Source organism: Pseudomonas sp. 273, from assembly GCF_029201425.1.
Classification (GTDB): domain Bacteria; phylum Pseudomonadota; class Gammaproteobacteria; order Pseudomonadales; family Pseudomonadaceae; genus Pseudomonas; species Pseudomonas delhiensis.
The window spans coordinates 2,558,627-2,580,134 of record NZ_CP116775.1 but is presented as its reverse complement, the minus strand read 5'-3'; the positions used below and the strand labels follow the sequence as shown (position 1 = coordinate 2,580,134).

The 21,508-nt window shown below is 69.4% G+C and carries 18 protein-coding genes; 6 read left to right on the top strand and 12 right to left on the bottom strand.

Annotated elements, in window-relative coordinates:
* Nucleotides 1-58: 58 nt before the first annotated feature.
* The 3 genes from PKO50_RS12240 to PKO50_RS12230 form a co-directional block, all read right to left on the bottom strand.
* Nucleotides 59-3,724 carry a translocation/assembly module TamB domain-containing protein gene (locus tag PKO50_RS12240; RefSeq protein ID WP_275629854.1) on the bottom strand — a complete coding sequence of 1,222 codons (3,666 nt, stop codon included), beginning with the start codon at nucleotides 3,722-3,724 and terminating at the stop codon, nucleotides 59-61.
* Complete coding sequence (locus PKO50_RS12235) at nucleotides 3,721-5,451, bottom strand: autotransporter assembly complex family protein (RefSeq protein WP_275629853.1); 1,731 nt, start codon at nucleotides 5,449-5,451, stop codon at nucleotides 3,721-3,723. The genes PKO50_RS12240 and PKO50_RS12235 overlap by 4 nt, the downstream gene beginning before the upstream one ends.
* 82 nt (nucleotides 5,452-5,533) lie before the next feature.
* Nucleotides 5,534-6,181: a GNAT family N-acetyltransferase gene (locus tag PKO50_RS12230; RefSeq protein WP_275629852.1), complete on the bottom strand. Its 648-nt coding sequence runs from the start codon at nucleotides 6,179-6,181 to the stop codon at nucleotides 5,534-5,536.
* 149 nt (nucleotides 6,182-6,330) lie between these two features.
* Here PKO50_RS12230 and xthA point away from each other — a divergent pair, with 149 nt between their 5' ends.
* Entirely contained in the window at nucleotides 6,331-7,143 is an 813-nt protein-coding gene (gene xthA, locus PKO50_RS12225; protein WP_109933723.1) for an exodeoxyribonuclease III, read from the top strand.
* Here xthA and PKO50_RS12220 read toward each other — a convergent pair whose 3' ends face one another.
* Entirely contained in the window at nucleotides 7,144-10,950 is a 3,807-nt protein-coding gene (locus PKO50_RS12220) for a transporter substrate-binding domain-containing protein (RefSeq protein ID WP_275629851.1), read from the bottom strand. It lies immediately after the preceding gene.
* Here PKO50_RS12220 and PKO50_RS12215 point away from each other — a divergent pair.
* The 3 genes from PKO50_RS12215 (at nucleotide 10,889) to PKO50_RS12205 (ending at nucleotide 13,660) form a co-directional block, all read left to right on the top strand.
* Nucleotides 10,889-12,268 (top strand): substrate-binding domain-containing protein, encoded by a 1,380-nt coding sequence (locus PKO50_RS12215; protein ID WP_275629850.1) that lies wholly within the window; start codon nucleotides 10,889-10,891, stop codon nucleotides 12,266-12,268. The two genes, PKO50_RS12220 and PKO50_RS12215, sit on opposite strands and share 62 nt — an antisense overlap.
* Before the next feature lie 155 nt (nucleotides 12,269-12,423).
* Nucleotides 12,424-13,506 carry a TerC family protein gene (locus tag PKO50_RS12210; protein WP_275629849.1) on the top strand — a complete coding sequence of 361 codons (1,083 nt, stop codon included), beginning with the start codon at nucleotides 12,424-12,426 and terminating at the stop codon, nucleotides 13,504-13,506.
* Nucleotides 13,475-13,660: a hypothetical protein gene (locus PKO50_RS12205; protein WP_109933981.1), complete on the top strand. Its 186-nt coding sequence runs from the start codon at nucleotides 13,475-13,477 to the stop codon at nucleotides 13,658-13,660. Before PKO50_RS12210 ends, PKO50_RS12205 begins: the two co-directional genes overlap by 32 nt.
* Nucleotides 13,661-13,696: 36 nt before the next feature.
* On the opposite strand, the gene PKO50_RS12200 is transcribed toward PKO50_RS12205, so the two are convergent.
* On the bottom strand, nucleotides 13,697-14,044 hold the full coding sequence (locus PKO50_RS12200) for a helix-turn-helix transcriptional regulator (protein ID WP_109933727.1): 348 nt from the start codon (nucleotides 14,042-14,044) through the stop codon (nucleotides 13,697-13,699).
* A gap of 220 nt (nucleotides 14,045-14,264) precedes the next feature.
* On the opposite strand from PKO50_RS12200, the gene PKO50_RS12195 reads away from it, so the two are divergent.
* Nucleotides 14,265-15,896 (top strand): methyl-accepting chemotaxis protein, encoded by a 1,632-nt coding sequence (locus tag PKO50_RS12195; RefSeq protein ID WP_275629848.1) that lies wholly within the window; start codon nucleotides 14,265-14,267, stop codon nucleotides 15,894-15,896.
* Nucleotides 15,897-15,962: 66 nt separating this feature from the next.
* Nucleotides 15,963-18,041: an EAL domain-containing protein gene (locus PKO50_RS12190; protein ID WP_275629847.1), complete on the top strand. Its 2,079-nt coding sequence runs from the start codon at nucleotides 15,963-15,965 to the stop codon at nucleotides 18,039-18,041.
* 492 nt (nucleotides 18,042-18,533) lie between these two features.
* Here PKO50_RS12190 and PKO50_RS12185 read toward each other — a convergent pair whose 3' ends face one another.
* From PKO50_RS12185 to PKO50_RS12155, 7 genes are read right to left on the bottom strand one after another with little or no spacing between them, the layout of a single operon-like run.
* Nucleotides 18,534-18,836, bottom strand: a complete 303-nt coding sequence (locus PKO50_RS12185; protein ID WP_275629846.1) for a Mor transcription activator family protein — start codon at nucleotides 18,834-18,836, stop codon at nucleotides 18,534-18,536.
* Nucleotides 18,820-19,446: a hypothetical protein gene (locus PKO50_RS12180; protein WP_275629845.1), complete on the bottom strand. Its 627-nt coding sequence runs from the start codon at nucleotides 19,444-19,446 to the stop codon at nucleotides 18,820-18,822. The genes PKO50_RS12185 and PKO50_RS12180 overlap by 17 nt, the downstream gene beginning before the upstream one ends.
* The gene (locus PKO50_RS12175) at nucleotides 19,446-20,015 is read right to left on the bottom strand and encodes a regulatory protein GemA (RefSeq protein WP_275629844.1); all 570 of its coding nucleotides are present in this window, start codon (nucleotides 20,013-20,015) and stop codon (nucleotides 19,446-19,448) included. Before PKO50_RS12175 ends, PKO50_RS12180 begins: the two co-directional genes overlap by 1 nt.
* Nucleotides 20,002-20,475, bottom strand: coding sequence for a hypothetical protein (locus PKO50_RS12170; protein ID WP_275629843.1), 474 nt, complete (start codon nucleotides 20,473-20,475; stop codon nucleotides 20,002-20,004). Before PKO50_RS12170 ends, PKO50_RS12175 begins: the two co-directional genes overlap by 14 nt.
* Before the next feature lies 1 nt (nucleotide 20,476).
* Nucleotides 20,477-20,692: a hypothetical protein gene (locus PKO50_RS12165; protein ID WP_275629842.1), complete on the bottom strand. Its 216-nt coding sequence runs from the start codon at nucleotides 20,690-20,692 to the stop codon at nucleotides 20,477-20,479.
* Between the two features lies 1 nt (nucleotide 20,693).
* Entirely contained in the window at nucleotides 20,694-21,083 is a 390-nt protein-coding gene (locus PKO50_RS12160; RefSeq protein ID WP_275629841.1) for a DUF2528 family protein, read from the bottom strand.
* Between the two features lies 1 nt (nucleotide 21,084).
* On the bottom strand, nucleotides 21,085-21,507 hold the full coding sequence (locus PKO50_RS12155) for a host nuclease inhibitor protein (RefSeq protein WP_275629840.1): 423 nt from the start codon (nucleotides 21,505-21,507) through the stop codon (nucleotides 21,085-21,087).
* Between the last annotated feature and the right edge of the window lies 1 nt (nucleotide 21,508).

The following is a 21,508-nucleotide window of genomic DNA, read 5'->3' as shown; positions in this document are numbered from 1 at the left end:
CGGCGGCAGCGGGAGTCTGCGAGGTGTTCCTTAAGGCGCCATGAAGACCAGGGGGCCCTTAGAAGTCGCGCTTGTAGAAGATGTCCAGCGAGCTGGCCAATCCGCTGGCGGCTTCCAGGTAGACCTTCTTGCTCAGCAGGTAGCGCAGGGCGATGGTGTTGGCCGGTTCGAACACGCCCACGCCGTAGCGCAGGCTCAGGCGCTCGGAAAGCTGGCCGCTGGCGACCACGCTGGTGCTGTTGCCGGTGCCCTCGGTGCCCAGTTCGAAGTCCTTGATGCCCAGTTGCCGGGCCACCTCGCCGGTGACCGGCGCGCTGCCGGCCAGGCCCAGAGCCAGGGCGGCCTCGCCGAGCATGTTGCTGTCCTCGCCGGTGGACAGCGGGCGGCCCATGACCAGGTAGGACAGCGCCTGCTCCTGGCTCATCGCCGGCTCCGAGAAGACCTCGCTGCGCGGCTGCTCGGCGTTGCCCGACAGGCGCAGGCCGGCGACCACGTCGTCGACCTTGCGGATCGCCTCGATGTCCAGGTACGGCTGGTCGATGGGGCCGGCGAACAGCAGCCGCGCACGGCGGATGGTCAGCTTCTGGCCGTAGGCGCGGTAGCGGCCCCTGTTCAGGCTCAGCTCGCCGCGGGTATCCATGTCGTTGCCGACGTGCACCTGGCCGGCCAGCTCGGCGCCCAGGCCGAAGCCTTCGAAGGTCAGCTTGTCCTGGCCGACCAGCACGTCCACGTCCATGGCCAGGTGGGTGCCGCTGGCCTCCTTGGGCGGGGCGCCGACGATCACGGTGTCGTCGGAGAGCTTCACCGTCGAGGGCGGCAACTGGCGGATGACGATGGCCCCGCGCGGCACCTGCACCTTGCCGGCGACGCTGAGCTTCTGGTCGGCCATGCGCAGCGCCAGGTCCGGGGTGACTTCCAGGGTGGCGTAGGGCTCGACCGTCACCGGCAGGTCGGTGCCGCGCAGCGCCAGGTCCATGTCCAGGCCCTGGCTCCAGGCCAGGTAGCCGCCCAGGCTGCCGTTGCCCTTTTCGCCGCCGCTCCAGCTGCCGCTGAGGTCGACGCGCTCGCCGGCGATGCGCGCCAGCACCTGCAGGTTGGCCACCCGCGTCGGCAGGTCGCCGCCGGACAGCTCGCCGCCGGACAGCCGCAGCTCGCCATCCAGGCGCGGCTGCAGCAGGCCGCCGGAAATGCGCCCGCTGCCATCCAGGCGGCCCTTGAGGGTCTCGACCATGGGCACGAAGGGCCGCGCCACCGCCAGGTCCAGCCCGGCCAGGGTGAAGCTGCCGGTCAGCGGCTTGCTCTTCGGCCGCGGGTCGAGCACGGCCTGGGCTTCCAGGGTGCCGAGCTTGTTGCCGTGGAACTGCAGGCTGCTGTCGATGCGCGTGGGCGTCAGGCGGCTTTCCAGGCGCAGGCTCTGGTACGGGAAGTCGACCCACTGCTCCTGCTCCCTCAGGCGCAGGGTGCCGGCGCCGGCATCCAGCAGGATGTTGCCGCTGGGGCCGCGGGCCGGCAGGTCGAGCTTGACCTCGCCGTTGAGCTTGCCCTGCCAGGCGAAGTCCTCGGGCAGCCAGCGCGCCAGGCTGTCCAGCGGGAAGTCGCGCAGTTGCCAGCGCAGTTGCGGCTCCGGCAGCAGGCGCTGCTCGCCGCCGCACAGGCTGGCCGCGCCGGAGGCCCAGCAATGCGCGCCGAGGTTCAGCCGGCCGTCGGCCAGGCGCTCCAGGCGCGCCGGCTGCTGCAGGCGCCAGTCCTGGCCGCCGCTCTGGATCTCGCCCCTGGCCAGGCGGCCGCGCCAGTCGCGGCCGTTCCAGCTGCCGTCGAAGCCCAGCGCCAGCACCAGCGGGCGGCCCTGCAGGGCCAGCTCGAGCTGCTGGCGTTGCAGGTCGCCCTGGCCGCTGGCCTTGAACTGGCCGAAGCGCGTCTCGCCGGCGCGCACGCCGTCGGCCAGCAGTTCCAGGCGGCCACGCTGGCCGGCATCGAGGCGGGCGGCGAGGTCGAGGCTGCGCACGCCGTTGTCCTGGAAGGCCAGGCGCTGGCCCTTGAGGCTCAGCTCGCCCTGGGGCGCCTTGAGGGTGCCGGCCAGGTCGAGGCGTCCGTTCAGCTGGCCCTGCAATTGCGGCCAGAGCTGGCCCAGGCGCGCCAGGGCGATGTCCAGGCGCCCGGCCAGGCGCTGGTCGAGGCTGGCCTGGCCGCTGATGCGGTTGTCGCCCAGGCGCAGCTCCAGGCCGTCGACTTTCCAGTTCTGGCCCTGGCCGTTGGCGGCGGTCTTGAAAACCGCCGGCTGGCCGCGCAGGCGCCCCTGCAGGTCGAGGTTGGCCTGCAGGGCGAGCACGCCATCCTTGTAGCTGCCCTGGCTGCTCAGCGGGCCGGCCAGCGTGCCCGGCAGCTCGGCCACCCAGTAGGCCGGGTCGAGGTCGCTCAGCTTCAGTTGCGCGTCCCAGGCCAGGCCGCCGGCGAACTTCAGGCCCAGGCTGCCCTCGGCCTTGCCCTGGCCGGCGGTGAGCTGCAGCGACGGCAGGTGCACCTCGGCGAGGTTGCCGGACACCGGGCTGCTCAGCTGGAAGGCCCCGGCCGGGCCGCTGAGTTCAGCGGCGAAGTTGCCCAGGTAGGCCTCGTCGCGGTACTGCAGGTCGGCCTGCAGGCGGTGCATGGCCACCGGCGGCGGCTCCATGGGGTACAGGCGCAGCCAGGGGAAGTCCAGCCAGTCCAGCCTGGCGTCGGCGGCAAAGCCGTCCTGCCAGTCGAGGCGGCCGCTCAGGCCCAGGCGCTGTTCCGGCGCGGCGCTGAGGTTCAGCGCGGCGATGTCCGCGCCCTTGGCGTCGACGCGGCCCTGCAGGGCCAGGGCGACGTCGCCGCCCTCCCCCGGCAGCACCGCCGAGCCGCTGACCTGGTAGCCGGAGGCCAGGTCGCCCCTGGCCTGCAGCAGCACCTTGTTCAGCACCAGGGTGTCGGGCAGGTCCGCTGCGCCGCGGAAGCCGTCGGCAGTGATCTTCGCGCTGGCCGGCAGGTTCTCCGCCAGCGGTTGCAGGTCGCCGCTCAGGTGGCCTTGCAGGTAGCCGCTGCTGTCGGCTTCCAGCAATAGGTGGCCGAGCAGTTCGCCCTTGGCTTGCAGCTTCAATGCCCAGGGCTGCTCGCCGGGCGCCGGCAGGCGCAGGCTGCCCTGAGCCTGCAGCGGCCAGTTGCCCTGGGGGACGAGCAGCCCGCTCAGGTCCACGGCGAGGTCGCCGCGAGCGGCCTTGAGGGTGTCGATGTGCAGGCCGTCGGCCTCCCAGTGGGCGCTGGCCTGGACGTTGCTGACCTGTTCGTTGCCATCGAGCAGGAAGCTGCCCAGGCGCACTTCGCCCAGGCGCACCGCCAGCGGCAGCTTCAGCGCCGGCAGCTGGATCGGCCCTTCGCTGGGTTCCGCAGGCCCCGGCGCCAGGCGCAATTGCACGCGCTCGACCACCAGGCGGTCGATGCACAGCGCCCCCTGCAGCAGGCACGCCGGCGACCAGGCGAACTGCGGCCGCTCGACCTCGAGCGTGGTGGCGCCGTCGCTCCAGGCCAGGTGCTCGGCCTGCCAGGCCCCGCCCAGCCGGCCGGCATAGCCCTGCACCTGCAGGCCCGGCACCAGGCCCAGGGCCCAGCGGCTGCCGGCCTCGCTGCCGAGGATGGCGAACAGCGCCACGGCCAGCAGCAGGATCAGGCCGAGCAGCGCGGCCAGGAAGTATTTCAGCAGGCGCGTCACAGCTCGGGCCCCATGGAGAAGTGGATGCGCCAGCCGCCACCCTCGTCCAGGCCGTCGGCCAGGTCCAGGCGCAGCGGCCCCACCGGCGACACCCAACGGATGCCGAAACCGACGCCGGTCTTGATCGAGGGGAAGTCCAGCGAGTTGAAGGAGTTGCCCTGGTCGATGAAGGTCGCCAGGCGCCATTTTTCGGCCAGCGGGTACTGGTACTCGACGCTGCCGGCGACCATGTAGCGCCCGCCGATGCGGTCGCCCTGGGAGTTCTTCGGCGACAGCGTCTGGTAGTCGTAGCCGCGCACGCTCTGGTCGCCGCCGGCGAAGAAGCGCAGCGACGGCGGGATGCTCGAATAGTCGTTGGTGGCGATGAAGCCGACCTGGGCGCGGCCGAGCAGGCGGTGGCCGCCGGCGAAGGTGGTCAACCCGCGGGCCTGCGCGCTGACGTGGGCCAGGTCGGCGTCGGCCAGCAGGCCCTCCTTGGCCACCTTGGTCTCCAGCTGCAGGCGGTAGCCCTGGTGGGGGTCGACCTTGTTGTCGGCGTGCAGGATGGAATAGCCGAAGCCGGGCATGAGGAAGCTGCTGTTGCCCGAGTCGTCGCCCAGCAGGTATTCCTCGTGCAGCCAGCCCAGGGAGAAGGAGCGCTGCCAGCCGCTGGGCAGCTTGCGCAGCCACTCGCCGCCGATGGTGAACTGCTTGCTCTCGGTGTCCACCAGGTCTTCGTTCTGGTAGCCGGTGGTGAAGCGCAGCTTGTCGGTCAGCGGCGGGTCCAGCGGCACCTCGTACCAGGCGCCGACGTTCTGCCGCGGCCCCGAGACTTCGGCTTCGGTACCCAGGCTGTGGCCCTGGGGGTTGACCCAGTGGCGCGTCCAGCTGAACTTGGCGCGCGGCCCCACGTCGGTGGAGAAGCCCAGGCCGACGCCCAGGGAACGCGGCTTGCGGGCGGTCAGGTGGACCGCCACCGGAATGCTCTCGCCCTTGGCCTGCAGGGGCGATGCGTCGACGCGCACGCCGTCGAAGTAGCCGCTGGACTGCAGGGCCTGGTTGAGGTCGGCGATGAGTTCGGAGTCGTAGGCCTCGCCCTGGTGGAAGGGCACCATGCGCTGCAGCAGTTCCTCGTCGAAGGGGAAGTCGCCGCTGAAGCTGACCGCGCCCAGGGCGTAGCGCGGGCCGCTGGCGTACACCAGCTCGATGTCGGCCACCCCGGCCTCGGGGTCGACGCGCAGTTGCTGGCGGGTGAACTGGCCGCGGAAGAAGCCGAAGCGCGAGGCCTGGTTCTGGATCAGCCGCTTGGCGTCCTCGTAGGTGCCGTGGTTGAGCTGCGCGCCGGGCTTGAGGCCATCGCCGGCGGGAGTGCGGAAGTTCTTCAGCTTCGCCGCCGGACCCTCGATGCGGATGTCGACCGTGCGCAGCTTCACCGGCTCGCCGGGCGAGACGTCGATGCGCAGGCGCGGGTTCTTGTCGTCGCCGCGCACCCGCGCGCGGATGCGCGCCTGGTAGTAGCCCAGCGCCTGGGCGGCCTGCACGGCCTGCTGCTGGACCGTGCGGCGCAGGCGTCGCAGGGCGGTTTCGTCGCGCCCTTCCACGCTGCCCACATAGGCCTCGATATTGGCCTTGAGCGCAGAGTTGGCGGGGTCGATACGTACGTCGAGCTGGCTTTCCGCTGCCACTGCCGCGCCGATCCAGCACAGCAGGCCCATCAGCGCTAGCCGAATCGTTCCTTGGAGTCTCATGGCGCGAGATGCTAGCACGATGGCCGTGACAATCCAGCGCCGCGGCCCCTGCGCCGCGGCTTTGCGCGATGGCGAGGGGCTATCAGCCCTCGCGGGCCAGGCGCGATTCCGGCTGCGGGTTGGGGTGGAACAGCACGTGTTCGCGGATCGGCCCCAGGGCCACCTCGCCCACCTCCTCGTAGCCGTGGCGGCGGTAGAAATCCAGGTAGCGGGCGTTGCCGGTGTCCAGCACCAGGCCCTGGGAGTTCACGTCCTCGGCGCACCAGGCATGCAGGGCGTCGAGCAGCTGTTCGCCGAGGTGGCGGCCCTGGAATTCCGGGTGCACGCCCAGCAGCGGCAGCACGTGGTAGGGCCCCGGCGGCAGGCAGCCGAGCACCGCCTCGTGGTAGCCCAGGTAGCGCCGCGTGCAGCGGAAGCCGGTGGTGAGCAGCATGCGCATGCGCCAGGCCCAGCTGTCGGTGATGTCCAGGCGGCGTTGCGGCGGCGCGATCAGCGCCACCGCCACCAGGCGCTCGTCGATCACCAGGCCGAGCACCGGCAGGTCCTCGGACAGGTGCCGGTTGGTCAGCTCGCGCACGGTGGCACGCACGCGCTGGTCGAAGCCGGGGCGGTCGCTTTCGAACAGGTAGGCGAAGGTCGGCTCGTGGCGGTAGGCGTGGTAGAGCAGCGAGCGGATCTCCCGGGCATAGGAATCGCCCAGGAAGCGGACTTCGGCGAGCGTCTCAGGCATGCGGACACCTCTTCTTATACTGTTGTGGGCCCAGAGCCGAACCCTAGCAGCGCCGCGCCCGCACCGCCAGCATCGCCGTCGGGCCGCTACGGCATTTGCCGCTGCCAGCGCCAGCGGCTAGCATCGTCACTTTGCCCAGGACGCTGCGGATGAAAATCGTCTCCTTCAATATCAATGGCTTGCGTGCCCGCCCCGCCCAACTCAAGGCGATCGTCGAGACGCACCAGCCCGACGTCATCGGCCTGCAGGAAACCAAGGTCGCCGACGACCAGTTCCCCCGCGAAGAGATCGAGGCCCTGGGCTACCAGGTGCACTTCCACGGCCAGAAGGGCCATTACGGCGTGGCTCTGCTCTCGCGCCAGGCGCCGCTGGAGATCCGCTACGGCTTCCCCAACGACGGCGAGGACGCCCAGCGCCGCTTCATCTGGGGCACCTTCGCCGACGCCGACGGCCAGCCGATCACCGTGATGAACGGCTACTTCCCCCAGGGCGAAAGCCGCGACCACCCGGTGAAGTTCCCGGCCAAGCAGCGCTTCTACGCCGACCTGCAGCACCTGCTGGAGAACCAGTTCAAGCCCGACCAGCGCCTGGTGATCATGGGCGACATCAACATCTCGCCGGAAGACTGCGACATCGGCATCGGCGAGGAGAACCGCAAGCGCTGGCTGCGCACCGGCAAGTGCAGCTTCCTCCCCGAGGAACGCGAGTGGCTCGGCAAGCTCAAGGCCTGGGGCCTGGTGGACAGTTTCCGCCAGCTGCACCCGCAGGTGGACGACCGCTTCAGCTGGTTCGACTACCGCAGCCGCGGCTTCGAGGACGAGCCCAAGCGCGGCCTGCGCATCGACGTCATCCTCGCCTCCGAGGCGCTGCGCCCGCGCCTGGCCGATGCCGGCATCGACTACCAGATCCGCGGCATGGAGAAACCCTCCGACCACGCGCCCATCTGGCTCAAGCTGAGCTGATCAGCCGCCGGCGCGCGCCAGCCACTCGGCCAGCGCGCGCTGCAGTCCGGCCAGCGCCGCGTCGGCCTGGCCCAGGCGCGCCTCCAGCCCTTCGCCGTCGCCTTCGCAGATCCGCTGCAGGGCGCGACAATGCCCTTCCGCCTCGGCGGCGCCGATGATCGCCGCGGCGCCGGCCAGGCGGTGGGCCAGGTCGCCCAGGGCCTTGCGCTCGCCGTTGCGCCAGGCCTGGTGCATCTGCTCGATGTCGCGGGCGTTGGTCTGCGCCAGGGTGCGCACGAACTCCCGCGCCGCCTCGCTTTCCAGCGGCTGCGGGCCGAACAGGCCACCCAGGTCGAAGGCCGCCGGTTCCTCGGCCGGCCCGGCCGGCCCGGCCGGCGCCACGCCCTGGGCGCCGGCCAGCGCCTGGGCCAGCACTTCGAGGGTCAGCGGCTTGAACAGCACCTGGTCCATGCCGGCGTCCAGGCAACGCTGCACTTCCTCCTCCTGGGCATTGGCCGTGGCGCCGATCACCCGGCACCGCCTGCGCCCTTCCTGGCGCTCGTGGGCGCGGATGCGCCGGCTCAGCTCGTAGCCATCGACGCCGGGCATCCGGCAGTCGCTGACCACTGCATCGAAGTCGCCGGCCAGCCAGGCCAGCCAGCCCTCTTCGCCGCCGGCCGCCAGGGTGGCGCTGTGGCCCAGGTGCGCCAGCTGCTGGCGGAACACCATGCGGTTGGCCGGGTGGTCGTCCACCGCCAGCACCCGCAGCCCCTGCCCGCCAGCCTGCGGTGAGCCCTGGCGGGGCGCCTGCTCCGGCGCCGCGGTGAGCACCAGCGGCAGGCGCAGGCTGAAGCAGGAGCCCTCCCCGGGCGTACTGCGCAGGCCGATGTCGCCACCCATCAGCTGCGCCAGGTGGCGGCTGATGTGCAGGCCCAGGCCGCTGCCGGCCTGGCGTGCCGGCTGCTGCACCTGGGCGAAGGGCTGGAACAGCCGGGCCTGGTCCTCGGCGGAAATGCCGATGCCGCTGTCGATCACCTCCACCCGCAGCTCCAGGCGCTCGCCCTGCCGCCGGGCGCCGGCACGCACGCGGACGCCGCCGTGCTCGGTGAACTTCACCGCGTTGTTCAGCAGGTTGAACAGCACCTGCTTGAAGCGCAGCGCATCCAGCAACACCCAGTGGTCCAACTCGCCCTCGGTTTCCAGGTCCAGGCCCAGGCCCTTCTGCGTGGCCAGGCCGGCGAACAGCGCCACCGCGCCCTCGATCTCGCGGCGCAGCAGCGCCGGCTGCGGCGTCGAGTCGATGCGCCCGGACTCGATGCGCGCCATGTCCAGCACGTTGCCGATCAGCATCAGCAGGGCCCGCGCGGCGTCCTGCGCCACCTCCAGCGCCTCGCGGTCGAGCACGCCGCCGCGGGCCTTTTCCAGCACCAGCTCCTGCAGCCCGACGATGGCGTTCATCGGCGTGCGGATCTCGTGGCTCATGGTCGAGAGGAACTGGCTCTTGGCGGCGCTGGCCTGGTCCGCGCGCTGCCGCTCGCCCTCCAGCTGGTTCACCAGTTGCTGGCGCTCGGTCAGGTCGATCCAGCCGCCGATCACGCCCTGGATGGTCCCCGCCTCGTCGCGCTGGGCCACCGCCCAGTGGTAGACGTAGTGCTCGCCGTCGCGCAGGCGCAGCACGTAGTCGCCCGGCACCGGCATCTGGCCGTCGGCCACCTGCCGCCGGTGCGTCTGCATCAGGCGCTCGGCCTCCTCCCCGGGGAACCAGTCCAGCTCGCCGATGGCCTTGCCCCGGCAATCCGCCAGGCGCGCGTCGAACAGGCGCAGCAGGGCCTGGTTGCAGTGGTCCAGGTGGCCCTCGCGGTCGAGGCGGTAGACCGGGTTGGGCAAGGCCTCGATCAACTCGTTGAGCAGGCCCACCTGCTCGCCCAGGCGCTGCTCGGCGCGCCGTGTGCGCAGCACCTGGCGGTTGAGGTAGAAGCCCCAGACCAGCGACAGCGCCACCAGCGCCGTGGCCACCGCGAGGCCGGCGAGGATCGCCTCGCGGTAGCGGCTCCAGAAGTCGCCGCCGCTGGCCGCCAGGCGCGGCTCCCAGCGCCGCACCAGTTCGGCCACCTCCTCCGGGTCCACCGACAGCTGGGCCTTCTCCAGGATGGAGTAGAGCTCCGGCTGGTCCGGCAGCACGCCGATGCCGAAGGGGGTGCTCAGGTCCTCGAGTATGCCGGCGACCTTGAGGCTGTCCTTGAACTCACCGGCGATCAGCGCCCGGGCGCTGAACAGGGTGCTGACGGCGGCGTCGCTGCGCCGCTCGACCACGTCGCGCAGGGCGCTGCGCTGGTTGCTCGACGACTCCAGGCGGACCTCGGGGTAGCGCTCGGCCAGCGTGCGGTTGAGGTAGGGGCCGATGGCGACGGACACGCGCTTGCCGGCCAGGTCGCCGAGGTCGTGGACACCCTCCTCGCCCTTGCGCGTCACCAGGATCATGGTGGCGCGCAGGTAGGGCGGCAGCAGCGTCAGCCCCTCGGCATTGGGCACCACCACCGGCGTCAGCCAGGCGCGCCGGGCCTGCAGTTCGGCGAACACATCAGCGTAGTCGTCCACCGCGGCATAGGTGAAATGCAGCCCGGAGCGCCGGCCCAGCAGGTCCAGGTAGTCGCGGGCGATGCCGCTGACGCGGCCGGCGGCGTCGGCCTGGGCCAGCGAGCCGCTGTGCCGGTTGAGCACCACCGGCACCTGCGGGTGGGCCGCCAGCCAGCGGTTCTCCCGCGGCGTCAGCACCACCCGCTGGCCGCCCAGGCGCAGGCGCTCGCCGGCGCTCCAGCGGCGCAGGATCTCCTCGTTGCGCTGCACGTCGATGCGCGCCAGGCCACGGTCCACCAGGCCCAGCAGGCGTTCCCCGGTGGGCGCCAGGAGGAAGCCGAAGCCGGCGCTCTCCAGCGGCGCGAAGTTGTCGATGCGCAGGTTGAACAGGTAGTTCATGTTGATCAGATAGTGCACCGACAGCGCGTCGCCGAGCATGCCGTCGACGTTGCCCAGGCTCAGCGCCTCCAGGGCCCGCAGCGGCGAGGCGAAGAGCAGGATGCGGCTGTTCGGGTAGGCCGCCTGCACCTGGGGCAGGCGCAGGTAGTCGGCCACCAGCGCCAGGGTGGTGCCCGGCCGGCCGGCGTCGAAGGGGCGCGTCTCGTCGCTGACCAGCACCGGCTGGTCCTGCAGGTAGGCGCGGCTGCGCAACAGGCCGCGGGCCTCGGCCTCGCTGGCGGTGCCGCCGCCGACCAGGTCGATCTCGCCCTTGCGCAGCGCCTCCAGCGCCGCCTCCCGCGAGGGTAGGCGTAGACGCGCTGGTAGCCGCCGGCCAGCAGCCCCAGGTAGTCGGCGCTGACGCCTTCCAGGCGCCCGCCGCCGACGATCTGCAGCGGCGGCCGGTCGTTCAGCGCCACGCCCACGCGCAGCGGGCCGCGCTGCGTCAGCCAGGCCCGCTCGGCGGGGCTCAGCCAACTGTCGGGCATGTGCGCGCTGTAGCCGGACAGCGTCAGCGGCTGCGGCTCGGCGGCCAGGGCCGGCGCTCCACCCAGCAGCAGGGCACAGCAGAGGATGAGGCCGCGTGCGAGGTCCATGGCGCTCCTGGCGAGGTGGGTCGGCGGCCGTCCGGCTGCCCGCTGTTGAATGACTATAGCCAAGAGCCCGGACGGCCGCGGCGCCCGGCGTCACCGCAGTGAAACCTTGCCGGCCTATGCTCCCGGCCTGGTCCGCAACCGCTCTGGAACCGCCGATGCCGCACTTCACACGCCACGACAAGGACGCCTGGCCGGTCACCCTCGCCTGGCTGCTCATCGCCTTCGTCTGCTACGCCCTGCCCTGGCACGCCTTCGCCGCGCTGCCCGCCTCCCAGGACGGCCAGCCGGTGCTGCGCATCCAGGGCTCCAACACCATAGGCGCGCACCTGCTGCCGGAACTGGTCAAGGGGTTGCTGCTGGAACAGGGCTACAAGGCCATCCTCGCCGAACCCGGCCAGGCGCAGAACGAGACGCGGGTCCGCGCCCGTGACGCCCAGGGCCATGACGTCGTGGTGACGGTGGCCGCCCATGGCTCCAGCACCGGCTTCGCCGCGCTGAAGGACGGCAGCGCCGAGATCGCTGCCGCCTCGCGGCCGATCAAGGACGCCGAGGCCGTGGCCCTGTCCGCCTCGGGCAACCTGCGCAGCGCCACGGCCGAGCAGGTGATCGGCATCGACGGCCTGGCCATCGTCGTCCACCCGGACAACCCCCTGCGCGAGCTGACCACCGACCAGTTGGCCCAGGTCTTCGCCGGCGAGGTAACGACCTGGGAGGAACTCGGCGGCCGCGGCGGCGCCATCCACCTGTACGCCCGCGACGACAACTCCGGCACCTTCGATACCTTCAAGGAGCTGGTCCTGGCCAGCCACGGCAAGCCCCTGGCCGCCTCCGCCCAGCGCTTCGAGTCCAGCGACGCGCTCTCGGCCCAGGTCGCCGCGGACCCGCAGGGCATCGGCTTCGTCGGCCTGGCCTCGGTGCTCAAGGCGCGCGCCCTGGCCATCGCCGACGGCGAGTCGCGGGCGATGCTGCCCACCCCCGGCGGCATCGCCACCGAGGACTACCCGCTGGCGCGCCGCCTGTACCTGTACATCAAGCCCAACGAACGCAACCCCTGGGCCCTGGCCCTGGTGCAGTTCGCCCAGGGCGACCGCGGCCAGGCCCTGGTCAGCGGCAGCGGCTTCGTCGGCCAGCGCGTGCAGGCCATGCGCGTGCAGCCCGCCCAGGGCATGCCCGAGGCCTACCAGGCCCTGGCCCGCGAGGCCCGGCGGCTGTCGGTGAACTTCCGCTTCCACGAGGGCAGCGCCACCCTGGACAACAAGGCCCGGCGCGACGTCGAGCGCCTGCTGGCCTACCTGCGCCAGCACGACAAGCTCGACGGCAAGGCGGTGCTGGTCGGTTTCGGCGATGCCCGCCAGGACCCGGCCCGCGCCCAGCTGCTGTCCAAGCTGCGGGCCATGGCGGTGCGCCGCGAGCTGGCCAGGGAAGGGGTCGTGTTCCAGGGCATCGAAGGGCTGGGCGCGGCCCTGCCGGTGGCGGCCAACGACGACCAGGAAGGCCGGGTGAAGAACCGCCGCGTGGAGGTCTGGGTGTACTGACCCAGGGCAGCCCGCGCTGCCGGCACCCTGGTCTAGACTGTCCTGAAGGCGTGGATGGTCGTAGGAACTTGTTACTTTCCCCCGCTTGCCTCGCGACCGCGCTCTGCTATTTTTCCCGCCGTGACGCCGGGCCCCTCTGACGGTCGCTGACCGCCATGTCGGAGTCACTTTCGACAACGACAGCAAGAGAGGGCCCGCATGGCACCCCTATTGGATTTCCTCAATACCCCTTCCTCGGCACCGCCGCCTGGTTCTGGCTGCTGTTCCTGGCCATCGTCATCCTCCTGCTGGTCCTGGACCTTGGCGTGCTGCAGCGCGACCACCACGAGATCGGCGTGCGCGAGAGCCTGCTGCTCTCGGCCGGCTACTTCAGCTGCGGCCTGGCCTTCGGCGGCTTCGTCTGGTACGAGTTCGGCGCCACCAGCGCCATGGAGTACTACACCGGCTTCCTGGTGGAGCAGTCGCTGTCGATGGACAACGTGTTCGTCATGGCGATGATCTTCGGCTTCTTCGGCATCCCCCGCCGCTACCAGCACCAGGTGCTGTTCTGGGGCATCCTCGGCGCCATCGTCATGCGCGCCATCATGATCGGCCTGGGCGCCGCCCTGGTCAGCGAGTTCGAGTGGATCATGTACGTGTTCGGCGCCTTCCTGCTGTTCAGCGGCGTGAAGATGCTGTTCGTCCGGCACGAGGAAGAGCCGGATCTGGCCAACAACCCGGTGCTGCGCTTCCTGCGCCGGCACATCCGCGTCACCGAGCAGCTCCACGAGCACCACTTCTTCGTGCGCAAGCCCGACGCCTCGGGCAGGCTGGTGCGCTTCGCCACCCCGCTGTTCCTGGCGCTGATCCTGATCGAGCTGGCCGACGTGGTGTTCGCGGTGGACAGCGTGCCGGCGATCTTCGCCATCACCAAGGACCCGTTCATCGTCTACACCTCGAACATCTTCGCCATCCTCGGCCTGCGCGCCCTGTACTTCTCGCTGGCGGCGATGATCCACCGCTTCGTCTACCTGAAGTACGCCCTGGCCATGGTGCTGGTGTTCATCGGCGCGAAGATCTTCGCCCACGGCTTCATCGGCAAGGTTCCCGCGGTGCTGTCGCTTGGGGTAACCTTCGGCCTGCTCGCTGGTGGCATACTGCTGTCACTGCTCAAGACGCGCAAGGCAGGCGAGCAGGAGCTGGAAATCGTCAGCCGGGAGACCCTGCATGCAGGACGAGGTGAAGATCGAGGCCATTGAATTCCAGGGGCGGCCCTGCTGGCTGGTGCGCCTGGGCCGCCGCGGCCTGCGCTTCTCCCAGGAACCCCTGGCCCGCGCCTTCGCCGCCCAGTTGCACGTGCGCCGCCAGTGGTGGCAGCAACGCGGCGAAGACGAACCGCACGAACGCACCTGAGCCCCCGCCCGCTGCCGGGCGGGGCGCCCGCCGGCGCTAGTGGCTGCGCCGGCCCTTGAGCACCTTGACGATCTCGCCGATCAGGTTCACCACCAGCGCCCGCTCGCTTTCCGCCAGTTCCTGGAGCATGTCGCCGATGGCCTCGGCCTGCCCGGCGACGTCGATCGAATCCTTGCGGAACAGATCGCTCAGCGGGCATTCGAGAATCTCCGCGATCTGCCCCAGACGATGCAGCGTCGGCGATATCACGCCGTTCTCCATGCGGCTGATGGTTTCCTTTTCCACCCCTATCCCCTCTGCGATCTGCGCCTGCGTCAGCCCCTTGGACCTGCGGCGGTTGGCGATGGCTGCGCCGACTTCATGGACCACGTTCCGACCTTTCATGGAAATTGACCTCACACATCATTCGATATAACGCCCCACGCCATTTTCAGGGGAGCTTGCGTGCGGCCGAAGGACGCATGACGTCTATAAAAGTTTCTTAATAGATCATTGACTAATTGACTTTCCTTTTGTCCGGAGAACAGGATAACGGCTGATTGCCATCATTCCGCCGCACCGGCGCAGCCAGTTCGATGGTGGTTCGCCACGAAAGGAAGTCCGCATGTTGTACAAGCTGAAAATACGCACGGGAATGCTCATCGTCCTGGCCACCCTGGCCGCCGCCCTGCTGCTTTCGATCTTCACCGGCTGGAGCAGCGCCCGCAGCAGCGACCAGCAGATCCAGTCGCTGAACCGCGTGGCGGTGGAACGCAACAACCAGTTGCAGAAAGCCTACGAACGCCTGCTGCGCGCACGCATCGCCATGGCCGGCGCCTTCCTCGAGGCGCGCGCCGGCGACGCCGACAAGGCCCGCGTCAGCGTGCAACGCAGCGAAGAGCTGTTCCGCGAGGCCAGCGAGGGCTTCGCCCGCTTCACCCAGGCCAATGGCGCGGAGGCCGACTGGCAAGCCCAGGGCAAGGACCTGCAGGCGGCCTTCGGCGACTACAGCGCGGTGCTGGTCGAGCAGATGCAGGTGCTGCGCGCCGGCTCGGAAAGCGGCTACATCCAGACCAACCTCAGGGCGCGGGAGGCCAACGACCGTTTCGAGCACGCGCTGGAGGCCTTCGAGGCCCTGATCGAGGCGCACGCCCAGGCGGTGATGCAAGCCGCCCACGACCGCTACGGCATGGCGCGCCTGGAGGCGGTCCTGCTGGCCAGCCTGGCCGTGCTGCTGCTCGGCGCCTGCTGGTGGTTCGTCGCCCGCTGCCTGCTCGCCCCGCTGCGCGAGGCCGGCCAGCATTGCGACCGCCTGGCGCTGGGCGACCTGCGCCAGGGCATAGAGGCCGGTTCGGACAACGAGATCGGCCAGCTGCTCGCCGCCCTCGGGCACATGCAGGACGGCCAGCGCGGCATGCTCAGCGGCATTTCCGCCTCGGCCAGCCGCCTGGCCGCGGCCGCCGAGGAACTCAGCGCGGTGACCGAGGACGGCAACCAGGGCCTGAACCAGCAGCACCGCGAGCTGGAACAGGCGGCCACCGCCGTCACCGAGATGACCAGCGCGGCCGAGGAAGTGGCGCGCAACGCCAGCGCCACCTCGGAAACCTCCCAGGCCTCCAACCAGCTCGCCCAGCAGAGCCGCAGCCAGGTCCGCACCACCCTGGAGGAAATCGGCGCCATGGCCGACGGCATCCAGGCGGTGGCCCAGCACGTGCAGGCGCTGGAAGCCCAGGCCAACGGCATCGGCAAGGTGCTCGACGTGATCCGCACGGTTTCCGAGCAGACCAACCTGCTGGCGCTGAACGCCGCCATCGAGGCGGCGCGCGCCGGGGAAGCCGGGCGCGGCTTCGCGGTGGTCGCCGACGAGGTGCGCACCCTGGCGCACCGCACCCAGGCCTCGACCCAGGAAATCGAACAGATGATCGAGGAGATCCAGCAGGGCACCGGGCGCGCCGTCGAGTCCATGAACGAAAGCGCCCAGCGCTCGCGGGCGACGCTGGAGCGTACGCGCGCCTCCGGCCAGACCCTGGAACAGGTGTTCCAGACCATCGGCCAGATCAGCGAGCACAACCTGGTCATCGCCAGCGCCGCCGAAGAACAGGCCCAGGTGGCCCGCGAGGTGGACCACAACCTGCTGAACATCCGCGACCTGTCGACCCGCGCCTCGGCCGGGGCCCAGCAGACCAGCGCCGCCAGCCACGAGCTGTCGCGTCTGGCGGTGGAGCTCAACGACATGGTGCTGCGCTTCAAGCTCTAGCGCCGTTCCTCGATCGCCAGGCCGGAGTGCAAGCATGCCGATCCACAGTATTCCCGACCTCCCCGGATGCTCTGCAAAGCCCTGGAGCATGCCGAAACCGCCCTTTGCATCCACGATGACAGCCGGCGCCTGCTGTACTGCAACCCCGCCTTCGGCCGGCTGCTCGGCCATGCCCCGGAAACCCTGGTGGGCCGGGCATTCGACGAACTGGCGGGGGCACCGCGGCCCGCGCAGCCGGCGGCCAACGGCCGCCTGGAAACCCTGGTGCGCTGCCGCGACGGCCGGCGCATCTGGTGCGGCATCGCCAGCACCGGGCTGGACAGCGCCCCCGGCGAACCCGGCCTGCGACTGCTGGCGCTCACCGAGATCACCCAGTCGAAGATCCACGAGGTGCTGCTGGACCGCCTCCTCGAAGGCATGGCCCGCGACGAGGCGCCGGAACGCCTGATGGAAGCGGCCTGCCTGGAAATCGAACGGCTGCTGCCGCGGGTCAGCGCCTCGGTCCTGCGGATAAATGCAGGCCGCCTGTACCCGCTGGCCGGGCCGAGCCTGCCCCCCGCCTACCTGCAGGCCCTGGACGGCCTGCCGCTGGGCGATGGCCCGGGTAGCGAGGAGGCCTGGGCCGGCGACATCGAGCAGCACCCTTTGTGGTCCGCCTACCGCCACCTGTTGCCGCCGGAGCTGCGCAGCTGCAGCGTCACGCCGATCCGCTCCAGCGGCGGCCAGCTGATCGGCTGCTTCGTCTGCTACGGCCAAGGGGCGCAGCTGCCCTGCGCGACGCAGCAGTGCCTGCTGGACATCTGCACGCACCTCTGCGCGCTGGTCCTGGAGCGCGACCAGGCGCGCGCCCGCATCCACCAGCTCGCCTACTACGACGACCTCACCGGCCTGCCCAACCGCCACCTGCTGCAGGTCCTGGCCGGCACCGAGCTGGCCGGCCGGCAGGGCCTGGCGGTGCTGTACATCGGCCTGGACCGCTTCCGGCAGATCAACGATTCCTTCGGCCGCCCCTCCGGCGACGAGCTGCTGCGCACCATCGCCCGGCGCCTGCGCCAGGCCTGCCGCAGCGAGGACCACGTCGGGCGCCAGGCCAACGACGAATTCGTCGTCCTGCTGCCGGCCTGCGACCGCGCGGCGGCCAGCCGCCACATCGCCCGCCTGAAGGCCGCGCTCGACGCGCCCTGGCGGGTCGCCGGCGCGCCCCACAACCCGTCGGCCAGCATCGGCGTCAGCCTGTTCCCGGAAGATGGCGAGGACTTCCAGACGCTGCTGCGCCATGCGGCGATGGCGATGAACCAGGCCAAGGGCAAAGGCAAGGGCCGCGGCGGCCACGTCTTCTTCAGCGAGGAACTCGAACGCCTGGCGCAGGAACGCGTGGCGCTGGAAAGCGCCCTGCGCGAAGCCCTCGCCAGGCAGCGCCTGCACCTGAACTACCAGCCGCTGGTGGACATCCGCGAGGGCCGCCTGCGCGGCGTCGAGGTCCTGGCCCGCTGGCACCACCCGCAGCTGGGCAACATCTCCCCGGAACGCTTCATCCCCCTTTCCGAGGAATGCGGGCTGAGCATCGAACTGGGCCGCTGGGTGCTGCGCGAAGCCTGCCGGCAACTGGCGGCCTGGCGCCGCGCGGGCCTGCGGGTGCCGGAGATATCGGTCAACCTGTCCGCCGGCGACTTCCAGGACCCGCAACTGCCCGCCGCGGTGCTGCGCACCCTGGAGGAACACGGCCTGCACGGCGCCGACCTGACCCTGGAGATCACCGAGAGCGCGCTGATGGAAGCGGACAGCGACACCCTGGGCGTGCTCGACCAGCTGCACGAACTGGGCATCCGCCTGGCCCTGGACGACTTCGGCACCGGCTACTCCAGCCTGGCCCGGCTGAACCGCCTGCCGGTGCAGGAACTGAAGCTGGACCGCAGCTTCGTCCGCGACCTGGAGAGCAACAGCACCAGCCGCACCCTCAGCGACGCCGTGCTGCACATCGGCCGCAGCCTGGGCATGACGGTGGTCGCCGAGGGCATCGAGAACCCCGAGCAACTGCGCATCCTCGAAGCCCAGGGCTACACGCTGGCCCAGGGCTACCTGCTGTCCCCGCCGCTACCGGCCGAGGGCCTCGCGGCCTGGTTGAAAGCGAGGGAGTCGCCGTAAGCACAGGCCGCGCCAGCGGATGGTCCGGCGCGTCCGGTGAATCCGATCGCGGACGGAGTCTCCTACGTCCGTGCCTCCTGGAACCGTAGGAGCAACTGTCTTACAGTCCGCGCCGGGGTGCTCTTTGTAGGAGCGGGCCCTGCCCGCGATTTCGCGCGCAGGGCGCGCTCCTATAGGGGAATGGCATGACTCGGGCTGCGTAGGAGGACTCTGTCCGCGATTTGGCGGATAACGCCGTAGGCGTTATGCGCCCTACGGGGAACCCGGGAGCTTCGTGATTCCGCCTCACGCCGAACGGTCCCCTCTCCCGCTTGCGGGGGAGGGTTAGGGAGGGGGAGCGGAGCCAGGGTTCGCGAGCAAGCTCGCTTGAGAGGGACTGAGATAAACCAGAAGGGTAAAGCGAGATAATTGCGGGATATAGAGGAAGGGAAAGGGATTTAGCGGGATGGAAAATGGAAAAGAGTTACCAAGGATGAAAATGGCGACGGCCCGTCAGGGCAGGCCGTCGCCCAGGTCCAGTTTACCTTGGTCTCGCTCAAATTTTCGATCTTGGGTGCGCTTCAACAGCTTATAGATGGTGCTAGGGACCAAGCCGTATTTCCGCGCCAGCGCATGATGGTTACGGCCATTGAACTCGGCCAAGATCTGCAGATCCCGCTTGGTGATCTGGTGGCGATAGTCGGAGGGGATATAAAGAGTGGTGCCCCGCCACTGGTTGGCGATGTGATCTGCAAGGGCATGTCCAACCTGCTCGGCCAGATCAGTCGCAATGCCATGCTCAGCAAGAATCGTCATCGTGTGCGCTGCAATGTCCTCCAGCAACTCGTGACGGTTCTCCGCCAGAATCGAACCCTGCTTCATACTCCCCCTTCAGCGCCGCGATCTGGCGCTCTCCATCCTCTTTAGATATCAGGCCGAGCAGCATGTCCGAGCGGATTCGTCCGACCTGGTCCTGGTAGATCCCTTGCGGGGTAAGGCCTCCGCTTCGTGCTTTCCGCGGAAGCTCCGCCTGAGCCTGCGCTGGATCGCTGGCCAGGCCCCACACCACAGCCCGCAGATAGTTGTGGTTCTCCAGCGGCAACTGGAGCCGCTCGCGCTGCGCCAGCATCTGCTCGATCCCTGCAACCCACAGCCAAGGCGGAGCCGGTTTGAACTCCGCCGTCCGTGTGTCCCGCTGGACCTGCCCTGCATCTATCAGTTGGACCAGATCTGCCACCAAGCGGATCGCTTTGGTGGTGCGCAGCCCGCGGCTGCGCGGGCTGAACAAGCGGAGGTAGCCCGGCACGGCACGCCCCAGTTTCGGGTCCATGCCGGCGAACTGAGCGGTCAGCTGCTTCCCGTCTGCATCAGCGAAGCCCGCCTCGAACGGGAATTGCTCGCCGCAGCATGGGCACTGCAGCTCCATCAGCGGCCCTCCTTTGCTTCAAATGCGGCATTCAGGGCATCCACCAGAGCCTTGAGAATTGGACGCTGCCGCTGCCAGCCTTTCGGTAGCTGATCCAATCCAGCGGCCTGTTCTGGATGCTCGATACCCAGGCGTTGACAGAGGCGATCCACCTCAGCCAGCAGATGTCGCTTCTCTTGCTCGACGTGCAGCGCGGCCAGGACTGCTTTGACCTGGTCAGGCTTTTTGGCCAGCCAGGCGACCTTTGCAACGCCGAACATCTGCTTGGCGATCTTGTCCGCGTAGCTCCAGGGGAGCCGCATTTCGGTCAACTGGGCTTCGATGACCTCGATCTCGGCCGGGAGCTTGCTGAAGTTGTGCGGCTTCCCGGCCGCTCGCTTGCTGGGCTTAGGTTTCCAGCCCAAGCGCTTGAACTCCTCTAGGAGCCGCTCGGCCTGGCGAAGGCTCAGGTCCTTCGCCGACTTCTTGCCGAACATATCCTGGAGCTTCTGGCGATACACGTCCTCGTCCATCTCCACCTGCTGCCGGGCAATGTGGATCTTGCTGAGCAGCCCCTTAGCGAGCGCCATAGAGCACCTCCGGAAGGCCGTGCCGGCGACCTAGGCGTCGCAGTTCAGCGTTGCCGATGCCCAGCTCGCGGGCCAGCTTGAAGGTCTGCTCCGCGATCAGAGCCTGGGTCTTGAGCATGCCGATCAGCCAGGCTTTCTTGTCGAGACCTGGATCGAGGGGCAGCATCCGGGGAGCCGGCGTCGGTTGCAGCGGCTTCGGAACAGCTGCAGCAGCGCGCGGCGCCGTGGGTTTGGCCCTGATGGGCTGCTCCGCGGCCAGTGCGCCGTTATAGACCGGCGTGTTCATCGGGTTGATCACGAATGTGTCCGGCTTCTCGCGCATCCGGTAGCCGACCTGCTCGATCTGCCCGCCGTCGGCCAGGAACTGCTCGACCAGCGAGCCAAGCTCTTCGGCCTCCTGGCGCTTGCCGTCGATGTCGCGCCGGGGCGGATCCCCGGCGGTCTTGTGATAGCGCTCCATATCAGCGCTCTCCCCAGTGGGCAACGAGAGCGCCTTGGATTTCCTGGGCGCACCCCCGCCAGGCCTCTTCGGAAACAAGGCCTCCCAGGCTCCCCGGCGCGGAAGCCAGTACGCCTTTGCTGAATTGGTCCAGAGCCTGCAGGACCATGACGTGCATCAGCGGCCCACTGCGCGAGTATTCCATCAGCTGGGTGACCAGCTCGACGTTGGTAGCCATGTCAGCCCTCCTGGAACTCAAGGTCGAGTTCAACCTGGACGTCGGCTCTGACCAGGCGAATCCCGCACCAGCCAAAGAGGCCTCCCTCCTCGGCGCCACCCCAGCCCTCCTGGTCGTGCAGGTAATCCAGTGTCCAGATTTTCGACTGCTCTCCATCACGGATGACGCCGCCGCCACGTTCCAGTAGCGCGTACACCAGGCGTTCCGCAGCAAGTTTGATGACAGCACGCACGGCATCGCCGTCAGCGTCGTCGAGGCGGTCGTCATCACCGGACCAGAACTCGTTGATCAGGGTGGCGCGCTCGCTGGTGAGTTGGTCCAGGTCGACTTCCAGGACGATGTCCCAGTCCTTCCAGTCGTCTTTCAGGGTGAAACGCTTCAGGTTCGCCATGTCACTCCTCCTCAGCCGGTTCGTTGCTGGTGACCTGCAGGGGGAAGTTCTCGAACAAATCCCGAGCGACCGTCATCCCCATCCTGAAACCCTTCCTTACATCACCCGTCAGGGCGATCTTGTCGTCGCCGCTACCGATCATGATTTCCGTGTCGGCCGGCAGGTCGAGTACGGTCTTGAGCTGCTTCATCCGGTGCTGGTGCCAGGAAACCAGCCCCTCGGCGATCTCCTGCATATTCTCCGGACCGGCGCCGGCGAAGACCTGGTCCGTGAACTCCTCCAGCAGTATCTGCAGGTGAGCCTTCTCTCCGGCGGCCGCTAGAAGCAGGTCGCCACTGTCGAACGCGCCGTCAACCAGAGCCCAGGCGCTGGCGTAGACTTGAGCCTGCTCCATGATGTCCTCGATCGTGATTTTCGGTTCCATG